Origin of the sequence: Microbacterium hominis (genome assembly GCF_013282805.1) — a bacterium.
In the GTDB taxonomy this organism is placed as follows: domain Bacteria; phylum Actinomycetota; class Actinomycetes; order Actinomycetales; family Microbacteriaceae; genus Microbacterium; species Microbacterium hominis_B.
The window spans coordinates 402,476-414,238 of the sequence record NZ_CP054038.1; the positions used below are offsets into that span (position 1 = coordinate 402,476).

Below are 11,763 nucleotides of genomic sequence, written 5' to 3' on the forward strand. Positions count from 1 at the left end.
CAGAAGGAAGCAATCATGAACATGTTCCTCCGGGCAGCAGCCGCCGTTGCCGCTATCGCCCTGGCGGGTGCCGCCTTGGCAGGCTGCGCTTCATCCAGCACCGACGCCACAGCCAGCGGTGGCACGGATACGGGTGCCAAGCGCATCAAGTTCGTCATCAACGGCACGCTCGGCGACAAGTCGTTCTTTGACTCCGCCCAGGCCGGCCTCGACGAGATCGCCGACGAGTACGGATACGAGGTGCAGACCATCGAACTCGGCTCGGAGCGCACCAAGTGGGCGCCCGGGTTCGAAGACGCCGCAGCGGCCGGCGACTACGACATCTTCGTCGCCGGCACCTTCGACGCCGTCGACTTCATCTCCACGCTCGCCCCTCAGTATCCCGACCAGGACTTCTGGCTGTTCGACGCCACCGCGGACTACGACGGCGTGAACGGCGGATGCTCGAACGACTGCGAGAACGTCTACTCGATCACCTTCAAGCAGAACGAAGCGGGCTACCTCGCCGGCTACATGGCCGCGGGAACTCTCGCCGCTGGCACCCTCCCGGGAGCGGAGGACGCGACAAAGGCCGGAGTGATCGGTGCGGTGGAGATACCGGTCATCGCCGACTTCCTCGTCGGGTTCGAAGCAGGCTTCGAAGCTGGCGGCGGGTCTTCGTCCGACGTGCTCTCGCAGTACATCGGCGGGTCGCTGCCCTTCGCCGACGCCCCGCGCGCGAAGGAGATCGCGACCTCCATGTACGGGCAGGGCGCAGGAATCGTCTGGCCCGTCGCCGGTTCGTCGGGCTTCGGAGTGTTCGAGGCGGCGGTCGAGCAGGAGCGGTATGCGTTCGGCATTGACTCCGACCAGTCGGAGACACTCGAGAAGCCCGAGCAGCAGGAGCGCGTCATCACATCCATCCTCAAGAACGTCGGTGCCGCTCTTGTCGACGCCGCCCAGCGTGACGCCGACGGCGACCTGCCCTACGGCACGTCGGAATCCCTCGGACTGAAGGAAGGCGCTGTCGGGTACGTCGACAACGCCCAGTACGAGCAGTTCGTTCCACAGAACGTCCGCGACGAGGTCGTCGAGATCTCGACCCAGATCGCCGACGGATCCATCACGGTGCCGAGTGCGTTCTGATGACTGACAACGACGGGGGTGCCTCGGAAGCGGGGCACCCCCCCATCCTCGAACTCCGTGCTGCGGAGAAGCTTTACCCCAACGGCGTCTACGCCGTCCGCGGCGTAGACCTGAAGATCTGTCGCGGCGAGATCCACTCCATCGTCGGAGAGAACGGCGCCGGCAAGTCCACCGCGATGAAGCTCGCCTACGGACTTGAGCACCTCACCGCAGGCAGCATCCTCATCGACGGCGAACAGCGCTCGATCGCCAGTCCCAGCGAGGCGATCAAGCTCGGCATCGGCATGGTCCACCAGAACCTCATGCTCGTCCCCTCGCTCACCGTCGCAGAGAACATCGCGCTCGGGGCCGAGCCGGGAAGCGCCGTCTACGTTTCGCGCAAGGACATGGACGCTGCAGCGACCGAACTGGCAGAGCGCACCGGGCTTCCGATCCAGCCCAAGAAGAAGGTCTCCGAGGCTTCGGTCGGGACACGACAGCGGGCTGCGATCCTGAAGGCGCTCGGTCGCGGCGCCAAAGTGCTGATCCTCGACGAGCCGACCGCGGTGCTCACCCCGCAGGAGACCGACGACCTGTTCGCCGCGGTGCGCAAACTCCGCGACGAGGGTCTCACCGTCATCTTCATCTCCCACAAGCTCGACGAGGTGCGGGCGATCTCCGACCGCATCTCGGTGATGCGACAGGGCAAGCTCATCGCGACGCACGACGTCGCCGATACAACCGAAGCCGGGCTCGCCGCCGAGATGGTCGGCCGATCCGTGTCGCTCGACGTCGAGCGCGGAACCACCGACATCATCGACGGGGTCCTCACCGTCGAAGGGCTCGTGACCCAGTTCTCCGCCGCCGCGCCGCTTGACCTCGCCGTCGCAGGCGGAGAGATCGTCGGGATCGCCGGCATCGAGGACAACGGCCAGTCCGAGCTCATGGACACACTCGCAGGCCTCATGCGTCCGGTAGCCGGAACCGTCCGCCTGAATGGGGAGGACATCACCCGGCACACCACCAAGCAACGGCGCCGCAACGGGGTCTCGATCGTCTCCGAAGACCGACTCCGCAACGGCGCAGCCCTCGACCTCGGCATCGACACCAACCTTGTCGTCGACCGCTATGATCGCGCACCATTCTCGAGTCGTGGAGTCCTCAAGCCCGGAGTCGTCCGGGAACTCGCCGAGCGGCTCATGGCCCAGTTCCGCGTCAAGGCTCCGGATCCTCGCGTGCCCGTCTCTGCGCTCTCGGGCGGGAACATGCAGAAGGTGATCATGGCTCGCGAGCTGTCCTCCGAGCCCACTCTGCTCCTCGCCTCCCAACCCACACGTGGCGTCGACATCGGCGCTCAGCAGTTCGTCTACGAGCAGATCGTCGCCGCCCGCGACACCGGCGCCGCTGTCCTCCTCGTCTCCGCCGACCTCGGCGAACTGCTGACACTCAGCGACCGCCTCCTCGTCATGCGCGAGGGGCGCCTGGTGGCTCGATTCGACAACCTGACCGGCATCACCGAAGAGAAGGTCGGTCAGCACATGCTCGGTGTCACCGCCGATGCCACCGAAGGAGGTGCGCAATGACCACCGTGGAGCAGGAAGATCGCGCCGCATTCCAGAAGCAGCGCGTCGCGTCCGCAATCACCGACATCGCCGGCGTGCTTGTCACGATCGTGATCGCACTCGCGCTGGCGTTCATCATCATCGCCATGCTCGGCAAGAACCCGGTCGATGCGTTCGCCGCGCTGATCACCGGGCCCCTCGAGCGCCCGAACCGGATCGGGAACTGGATCGAGCAGACCACCACGCTCACCATCCTCGGCCTCAGTGTGATGATCCCTTTCCGCACCGGACAGATCTCCATCGGGGCGGAAGGGCAGCTGTACCTCGGCGCCCTCGCCGGCGCAGCTGTCGCGATCATGGTCCCGATGCCGCTCGTGATCGGACCGATTGTCGCGGTTGTCGTCGCCATGCTCGCCGGCGGCTTCGCCGGCGCCATCCCCGGTGTCATGAAAGCACGCCTGGGTGCCAACGAGATCGTGGCAACACTGATGCTGAACGTCATCATCGTCCAGATCTTCGAGTTCCTCGTGCAGAACGTGCTGCGCTCCGAAACCGCGACCGCCGCCGTCTCCGACCCCATCCGATCCGAATACGCCTGGCCGAAGCTCCAAGAACTCACCGGGATCGCATTCAGCCGCTCCAACATCGGCATCCTGATCGCCATTCTGCTCGCCGTCGGCGTCTGGTTCCTGATGAGCCGCACCACGCTCGGCTACCGCATGCGCATCGTCGGCGGTAACCCCGAGTTCGCGACCTACGCGGGCCTCCCGGTCGCCCGCACCATCGAGTGGAGCTTCATCCTCGGCGGCGCACTCGCCGGGCTCGCGGGTGCACACCTCGTCTTCGGGGTCTTCGGCAGACTCGAACCCGGCATGGCCACAGGGCTCGCTTTCCTGGGAATCGTCATTGCGCTCCTCGGAAGAAACAACCCCATCGGTGTCGTCCTCGCCGCCGCGTTCTACGGTTACTTGCGCGTCGGCGGAGACGTCATGGAACAGCAGACCGACGTCGGCTCCGAACTCATCATCATCATCCAGGCCGTGATCGTGCTGCTCGTGACCGCGCAGGCCCTGCCGATGCTGGTGCGTCGCATCCGCGCCAAGAGAAAGGCCGCATGATGGAAATCCTCGCCGTCCTGACGTCCGCAACATTTCTTACCGCTGTACTGCGCGTTGCGACCCCGTATCTCTTCGCGGCCCTCGGCGGTGTGATCGCCGAACGCGCCGGTGTCCCCAACATCGCGCTCGAGGGGCAGATGCTCTCCGCCGCGTGCGTCGGTGTGCTCGTCGCTGGCGCTACCGGCAACGTGTGGCTGGGCGCCGCATGCGGCGTCGCGACCGGCGCGTTGCTCGGCGTGCTCCTGACCGCGATCGTGCTCGAATTGAAAGCCGACCCGATTATCGTCGGCATCGGCGTCAATCTGCTCGCATCGGGTGGGACAGCCTTCCTGGTCTTCACCCTTCTGGGCGACAAGGGCGGCACCACAGGGCTGAACTCGGGCACCCTCCCTCCGATGACGATCCCCGGGCTCGACGCGATCCCCGTTCTGGGGCCGCTTCTCGGCACGCAGAACATCCTCACCTTCGGGGCGTTCCTTGCGCTGCTGCTGGTGTGGTGGCTGATGTACCGAGCACGCTTCGGCTACCACATGCGCGCCGTCGGCGAAGCCGACGCCGCCGCCACCATGGTCGGCATCAGCGTCCGCCGCGTGAAGTATTCGAGCATGGCACTCTCCGGTGCTCTCGCCGGATGCGGCGGAGTGTTCCTGTCGATGGGTGCCGTGTCGTTCTTCCTCCGAGAGATGACCGCCGGTCGCGGCTACATCGCGCTCGCTGCCGTCTTCCTGGGCGGTGTCCGACCGGTCGGCGCGTTCATCGCCGCGCTCGTCTTCGGCGCCGCCGAAGCAGCGGCGATCCAGCTTGGCGCGTTCGAGATCCCCACCCAGCTCATCACCGCCATCCCCTACGCCATAACGCTGATCGCACTCGCGGTGTTCTCCACCCGTGTGCGGCAGGTCGCGAAGGACTGGCGGTTCAAGCGACGGGTGCGCCTCGTATGACCGCGTCACGGCCAGAACTCACCGTGGTGGGTGCGATCAACCTCGACCTCACCGCCACCACCCGCCGCATGCCTGCGCCGGGCGAGACCGTTGCCGACGGGGTTCTCTCGCAGCAGCCCGGCGGTAAGGGAGCGAACCAGGCCATCGCCGCCGCGCGGCTCGGAGCATCCGTTCGGATGCTCGGCGCGGTCGGCGACGATGCGAACGGTGCACTTTTGCGTGGCGCACTCGCGGCGGGAGGCGTGGATGTCCGCGGAGTGCAGACCGTGGCGGGTGCGACGGGCATCGCGCTGATCACCGTCGATGCTGAAGGGGAGAACTGCATCGTCGTGTGCCCCGGCGTGAACAGCGCGATCGAGACTGAGGCCGTTCGCGTCCATGCGCACACCGCCGTCCTCGCGCAACTCGAAGTCCCCCTCGAAGTCGTCAGTCACGTCAGTGAGCTGACGGACGGATTCTTCGCGCTGAACCTCTCGCCCGCCCGAGACATCCCCGAGGTGCTGTGGCAGCGCGTCGACCTGTTCATCGTGAACGAGGACGAGTACGCCGCGGCGCCCCGCCTCCGGAACGCGCGACTCGTGGCCGTCACTCTTGGTGCTCGAGGCGCGATCCTCTATAGGCACGGTACCCAGATCGCCAGTGCTCACGTTCCCGCCACCCTCGTCGTCAACACAGTTGGGGCGGGAGACAGTTTCGCGGCTGCGCTCACGGTCGGGTTGCTCCGAGGAGATCCGCCGCAGGACGCGCTTCACCGTGCCTGTGCCGTTGGCGCCGCAGCCGTTGGCGACCCCCGCTCGCAGCCCGAATTACGGGATCTGAGCGACTACCCGGCTCGTTGACGCGCGTCGCGAGAGTGCAAGAGACAGGTCGCGGGTGCGCAATCGAACGCGCCCGAAACCCGGAGAGAAAGAGTTACGCAATGGCAGACCTCGATTGGATGTACCTGGACGACCGCGCGGTGGATACCGCTCGTGTGCTGGCTGCGGATGCGGTGGAGAAGGTCGGCAACGGTCACCCGGGCACCGCGATGAGCCTCGCGCCGGCGGCGTACCTGCTGTATCAGAAGGTGATGCGGCACGACCCGGCCGACACCGACTGGCTGGGCCGGGACCGGTTCATCCTGTCCGCGGGCCACTCCTCGCTGACGCAGTACGTGCAGCTGTTTCTCGGCGGCTTCGGTCTGGAGTTGGATGATCTGAAGTCGCTGCGCACGTGGGGGTCGCTGACCCCGGGTCACCCGGAGTACGGGCACACCAAGGGTGTGGAGATCACCACCGGTCCGCTGGGTCAGGGCCTGGCCACGTCGGTCGGGTTCGCGTACGCGGCCCGGTACGAGCGGGGTCTGTTCGACCCGGAGGCGCCGGCGGGCGAGTCGCCGTTCGATCACTTCGTGTACGTGATCGCCGGGGACGGAGACCTGCAGGAGGGCATCACCAGCGAGGCGTCCTCGCTGGCCGGCCACCAGCAGCTCGGGAACCTGATCGCGATCTACGACTCGAACCAGATCTCGATCGAGGACGACACCGACGTCGCGTACACCGAGGACGTGCAGAAGCGCTACGAGGCGTACGGCTGGCACGTGCAGGTCGTGGACTGGAAGAAGTCCGGCGAGTATGTCGAGGACGTGCACGAGCTGTTCGCGGCGATCGAGGCGGCGAAGACCGAAACCGGCAAGCCGTCGCTGATCATCCTGCGCACGATCATCGGGTGGCCCGCTCCGGGCAAGCAGAACACCGGCAAGATCCACGGCTCCGCCCTCGGCGCGGACGAGCTGGCCGCGACGAAGAAGGTGCTCGGGTTCGACCCCGAGCAGTCCTTCGCGGTCGCCGACGACGTGATCGCCCACACCCGGGCGCTGGCCGACCGGGCCGCCGAGCAGCGCGCCGCATGGCAGGTCTCCTTCGACGCCTGGGCCGCGGCGAACCCCGAGCGCAAGGCGCTGCTGGACCGCCTGGAGGCGGGCGAGCTTCCCGCCGACCTCGCCGACGCGCTGCCGGTGTTCGAAACGGGCAAGGACGTGTCGACCCGTGCCGCATCCGGTCAGGTCATCAACGCGCTCGCCGGGCAGCTGCCCGAGCTGTGGGGCGGATCGGCCGACCTGGCCGAGTCGAACCTGACCACGATCAAGGACGCGAAGTCGTTCATCCCCGCCGAGTGGTCCACCGAGGAGTGGACGGGAGACCGGTACGGGCGGGTGCTGCACTTCGGGATCCGCGAGCACGCGATGGGCGCGATCGTCAACGGCATCGTGCTGCACGGTCCGACCCGCGCGTTCGGCGGCACGTTCCTGATCTTCAGCGACTACATGCGCCCCGCGGTGCGCCTGGCCGCCCTCATGGACGTCCCCTCCATCTACGTGTGGACGCACGACTCGGTCGCGCTCGGCGAGGACGGGCCGACGCACCAGCCGATCGAGCAGCTCGCGACCCTGCGGGCGATCCCGAACTTCACGATCGTGCGCCCCGCCGACGCGAACGAGACCGCGCACGCCTGGCTGGAGCTGCTGCGCCGCCAGGGCGGCCCCGCGGGCATGGCCCTGACCCGTCAGAACATCCCCGTGTTCCCGCGCGGCGAGGACGGGTTCGCCACCGCCGACGGCGTCGCCAAGGGCGCGTACGTCCTGATCGACGCCGAGAACGGTCAGCCGGATGTGATCCTGATCGCCACCGGCTCCGAGATGCAGCTGGCAGTCGCCGCCCGGGAGACGCTCGCCGCCGAAGGCGTCAACGCCCGCGTGGTGTCCGCCCCGTCGCTGGAATGGTTCGCCGAGCAGACCCCGGAGTACCGCGAGAGCGTGCTGCCCGCCGCGATCAAGGCGCGCGTGTCGGTCGAGGCCGGCTCCGCGCTCACCTGGGCCGGGATCGTCGGCGACGCCGGCCGTACCGTTGCGATCGACCACTTCGGCGCCTCCGCCGACTACAAGACCCTGTTCGAGAAGTTCGGCTTCACCGCCGACGCGGTCGCCGACGCGGCCCGCGAGACCATCGCCGCCGCCGCGGCACTCACCAAGGAGTACGCATGAGTGCCTGGATCGAAGTCGCCGGTTGGCTGGGATCGGTTCTGCTCGTCGTCTCACTACTCCAGGGCCGCATGATGCGACTGCGAGTGCTCAACCTCATCGCCGCACTCGCCCTCGTCGGCTACAACGTCGCAGTCGAGACCTGGCCGATGGTCGGCATGAACGCGGCGGTTGCCGTGATCGACGTCTTCTTCATCGTCAAGCTCCGCCAGCAGTCGCGGGCGGCGGGCTCAACCGATGCCGGCCGCGGACACGGCCATGGTGAGACCTACGCAGTCGACATCGGAGGGCGTGAGCCGGCGGTCGCTGTCACGACCGTTCGTTGACGGATCGTCGAACCAGGGGGGTACTCGCGTCCTCCGAATCCAGTGCTCTCACCCCAGACGCGGGGTGTCTCTCACCGGTCCGCGGTACTGTGTGGCCAGGCCGAGGGTGTGGCGCCACCGGGCTCCTGCACCGCACAAGGTGTGAACAGAGGCGTGAACAACTGAAGAGATCCCCCTCAGTCGGCGGCAGGCTTCGAGAACTCGAGTTCCGCGTGATTGCAGGGGAGTGCAGGGCTTGAGAACGAGGCTCCTCGGGGTGATGCGCGGCGATCAGGGTTCAAATCCCACCGTCACCGCCAGAAAAACCCCTGATGATCAGGGGTTTTTCCATTTTCAGAAGCGCTCGTGGCAACACGCGAGGTCGCTATCACTGCGTCGAGTCTGCGCGTCCTGCTCGCGGACCATGGCTGGCGCCATGGCCGCCGCGATGCACCTGGGCCTCTAGGGCCAGCCGGGTGTGGCCTGGAGTAGGCCGCAACGGGTGACCCATTGACGAGTAGGAGGATCGGCCTCCGGGATCCGGCGCCCATCGGCTTCCGTATCGGCGGCGCTGATGCCTCGTATTCAAGGCATCAATTGGAACCGTGGTCGTGAGTGCTTCTAACGTGACTTCAATCGGTTGCCAAACATCCGGCGCCGAGCAAGCTCCAACGGAGGAGATACAGCAATGAAGCCAAAGAGAGTCACAGCGATCGCTGCGGGAGAGCGATCGCTGCGGGAGCCGGTGTGCTCGCACTCACCTCGATCTCGAGTCGCGTCGATGGGAAGGAGCCCGCTATGACTCGTGCACACACCCGTGTACTCCGCCTCGTAGCGGCCCCGCTCGTCGTCGGCGCGCTCGTTCTTGGCTCGATCGCGCCGGCTCAGGCCGACGGGCGTGGACCGGGCCCGGGGCAGGGAGGGCCGGCGACGGCCGAACCCGTGATGACGACCATGCTCAGCGGCAATGTCGCCGCCCTCACCTTCGACGACGGTCCGAACCCGGAGACGGCACCCCGGCTGCTGGAGGTCCTGGAGGAGAACGACGCCAAGGCGGTCTTCTGTCTCATCGGAGAGTACGTCGAGCAGCACCCCGACGTGGTTCGGCAGCTTGTTGCCGCAGGTCACACCCTCTGCAACCACAGCATGTACCACACGCCCGGAATCGGCGGCTGGTCCGAAGCGGATCTGCGTGCCGACATGGAGGCAACCTCGGCTGCGATTCAGGAAGCCGTCGGAGGTGTACCCGTGCCGTACTACCGGGTGCCCTACGGCCGCTGGGGGCTGAGCGCCCAGGTGGCGGCGGACCTGGGGATGCAGCCCCTCGGCGCCACTTTCGTGATCTTCGACTGGGAGACGCAGGACGTCGACGTGCTCGCAGAGCGCCTGGAGACGCAGCTGCGGGCGAACCCCGGTGGGATCGCCCTGCTGCACGACGGCGCAGCAGCGGCTGCTGCCACCACAGACCGCACCGGCACGGTGGAGGCCCTCGCTCAGGTGCTTCCCGAGCTTCGGGCCGAGGGCTGGAAATTCCACAAGCCAGCCCGCCGCGGCTGAATCTCGACCGTGACGCTCGGGTCTGCTCCTCCGAGAGGAGCAGGCCCGAGCGTCTTGCGGTTGATCGCGGATCACTGCGGTCCACGACGGAGTCGGCGTACGCCGGTCTGAGGGGTGACGGCAAGATCAGCCGCACGCGGAGTTCGGTCACTGGCAAGGAGTGCGCGGAGAACAACTCGTGCTCGACCCGAGGCCCGTGCTCGCCGCGGTGCAGGAGATCGCGAATCGTTCCCACCGCTACGGTGCGGTGCTCACCGCGGAGGAGATTCTCGATGCCTTGCGAGATCGATGCGGCATCACCGAAGCCGTGGAGATGATGGTCGAAACGGCGTCCGCGTAGTCTCAGATCGCGCACGCCCGGATGGGCGCCGCGAACGCGGTAGGGGCCGATTCTTCGTTCCAGGTGTCCCCAGAGGGCCCAAGAGAGCCTGAGGATGAGCCCTCCGGATAAGGCCCACTCGGCTTCAGTATCAGCGGTGCTGATACCTCATATGCAATACACCAATTGGACTGTGTCCGTGAGTGGCTTCTAGTCTGAAGTCAATCGGTTGCCAAGCAGCCAGCACCGCGCAAGCTCCAACGGAGGAGAAACAGCAATGAAGCCTAAGAGGATCACAGCACTCGTCGCGGGAGTCGGGGCCCTTGCGCTCACGCTCGCCGCCTGCACAGGCGGAGGAGATGAGACACAGGAGGAATCGACGGACTCGCCCACCGGCGGTACGCTGCGGATCGGTGTGGCCGACGACATCCAGTCGTGGGACACCACGGCCGCCAGCAGCGGACAGCTGCTGCAGACGTATCAGGCACCGTACGACACCCTGATCCGTCAGACGCCGGATGGTGAGCTCGTGCCGATGCTCGCCACATCGTGGGAGTACGACGAGTCGCTGACCGAGCTCACACTCGAGCTCGAATCCGGTGTCACGTTCTCGGACGGCGAAGCGTTCGACGCCGAGGCCGTTCAGGCCAACCTCGAGTACTTCGCAGCCGGCCAGGGGCCGCAGACCTCTCAGCTCGCTGTTCTCGACTCGGTCGAGGTCGTCGACGAGGACACGGTCACGGTGCGACTGTCCGAGCCCGACCCGGCCCTGCTGACGTACTTCTCCGGCGCAGCCGGGCTCATGGCGAGTCCCGCCGCGATCGAGGCGGGCAACCTGGCGACCGAGCCTGTCGGCACCGGAGCGTACGTCCTGGACACGGGGGCTTCGGTCGTCGGCTCGCAGTACGTCCTCACCGCGCGTGAAGACTACTGGGCGCCCGACCTCCAGGTGTTCTCCGACGTCGAGTTCATCTATCTCGAGGACACGGCACTCGTCAACGCGCTGATCTCCGGCCAGGTGGACTCGGCGTACGTGGAGTTCGATGCCGTGCCGCAGGTGGAGGGTGCGGGCAATACCGTCATCAAGAACTCCGCCGACTGGGAAGGTCTCATCATCTTCGACCGTGACGGTCAGCTCGTGCCGGCGCTCGCCGACCCGCTCGTGCGCCAGGCGATCAACCACGCGATCGACCGCGACGCCATGAACGAGGGCGCTGCCGGCGGGGTGGCAGAGGTGACGACCCAGATCTTCGGCGCAGAGACCGGAGCCTACGTCGGCTCCCTCGACGAGGCGTATCCGTACGATCCCGAGCGCGCGCAGGAGCTGCTCGCCGATGCCGGGTACCCGGACGGGTTCGAGATGAGCGTGCCCGTCCCGGGTCCGCTGGGTCAGCCCTGGGCGCTGATGGCGCAGTATCTCGGCGACATCGGAATCACGGTCAACCAGGAGAGCGTCCCCTTCGAGAACTACCGCGGTGACATCGCCGCGCAGCAGTATCCGATGGCGCTGTTCCGATACAACCTCGGCGACCCGTGGGGCACTTCGATCCGCAACTACATCTCGACGAACGCCGGCGTGTGGAACCCGTTCCAGACTCAGACGGCCGAACTCGACGAGTTGCTCAGTGCCGTGCAGAACGGCGGGGACGAGTACCAGGAGCGGGCGCAGGCGGTGAACGAGTACGTGGTGGAGAACGCGTGGTTCGTGCCGCTGTTCCGTCCGGTCCAGAACTACGCCTTCAACCCCGAGACCGTCGAGGTCGTCGAGCAGGCGGGGTCCCCGATTCCCGCGCTGTACAACTTCACTCCGGCAACGGATTGACACAACCCCGATGGTG

10 protein-coding genes are annotated in these 11,763 nt (G+C 66.8%); all 10 read left to right on the plus strand.

What is annotated here, in order from left to right; all coding sequences use genetic code 11:
• Positions 1–15 precede the first annotated feature (15 nt).
• The 10 genes from HQM25_RS01740 to HQM25_RS01785 all read left to right on the plus strand — a co-directional run bounded on the left by HQM25_RS01740 (position 16) and on the right by HQM25_RS01785 (position 11,747).
• Positions 16–1,125 carry a BMP family lipoprotein gene (locus tag HQM25_RS01740; RefSeq protein ID WP_172988625.1) on the plus strand — a complete coding sequence of 370 codons (1,110 nt, stop codon included), beginning with the start codon at positions 16–18 and terminating at the stop codon, positions 1,123–1,125.
• Complete coding sequence (locus tag HQM25_RS01745; RefSeq protein ID WP_172988626.1) at positions 1,125–2,687, plus strand: ABC transporter ATP-binding protein; 1,563 nt, start codon at positions 1,125–1,127, stop codon at positions 2,685–2,687. Before HQM25_RS01740 ends, HQM25_RS01745 begins: the two co-directional genes overlap by 1 nt.
• On the plus strand, positions 2,684–3,784 hold the full coding sequence (locus HQM25_RS01750; RefSeq protein WP_172988627.1) for an ABC transporter permease: 1,101 nt from the start codon (positions 2,684–2,686) through the stop codon (positions 3,782–3,784). Before HQM25_RS01745 ends, HQM25_RS01750 begins: the two co-directional genes overlap by 4 nt.
• Positions 3,781–4,725, plus strand: a complete 945-nt coding sequence (locus HQM25_RS01755; RefSeq protein WP_172988628.1) for an ABC transporter permease — start codon at positions 3,781–3,783, stop codon at positions 4,723–4,725. The genes HQM25_RS01750 and HQM25_RS01755 overlap by 4 nt, the downstream gene beginning before the upstream one ends.
• Before the next feature lie 23 nt (positions 4,726–4,748).
• On the plus strand, positions 4,749–5,564 hold the full coding sequence (locus HQM25_RS01760) for a ribokinase (protein ID WP_367948287.1): 816 nt from the start codon (positions 4,749–4,751) through the stop codon (positions 5,562–5,564).
• Positions 5,565–5,644: 80 nt separating this feature from the next.
• Positions 5,645–7,747, plus strand: coding sequence for a transketolase (gene tkt, locus HQM25_RS01765; protein ID WP_172988630.1), 2,103 nt, complete (start codon positions 5,645–5,647; stop codon positions 7,745–7,747).
• Positions 7,744–8,070: a YgjV family protein gene (locus HQM25_RS01770; protein WP_172988631.1), complete on the plus strand. Its 327-nt coding sequence runs from the start codon at positions 7,744–7,746 to the stop codon at positions 8,068–8,070. The genes tkt and HQM25_RS01770 overlap by 4 nt, the downstream gene beginning before the upstream one ends.
• Positions 8,071–8,847: 777 nt before the next feature.
• Entirely contained in the window at positions 8,848–9,606 is a 759-nt protein-coding gene (locus HQM25_RS01775) for a polysaccharide deacetylase family protein (protein WP_172988632.1), read from the plus strand.
• Between the two features lie 178 nt (positions 9,607–9,784).
• Entirely contained in the window at positions 9,785–9,946 is a 162-nt protein-coding gene (locus HQM25_RS01780; protein ID WP_172988633.1) for a hypothetical protein, read from the plus strand.
• A 394-nt stretch (positions 9,947–10,340) separates the two neighbouring features.
• A complete protein-coding gene (locus HQM25_RS01785) occupies positions 10,341–11,747 on the plus strand; it encodes an ABC transporter substrate-binding protein (RefSeq protein ID WP_172988634.1) in 1,407 nt (468 codons plus the stop codon).
• Positions 11,748–11,763 lie beyond the last annotated feature (16 nt).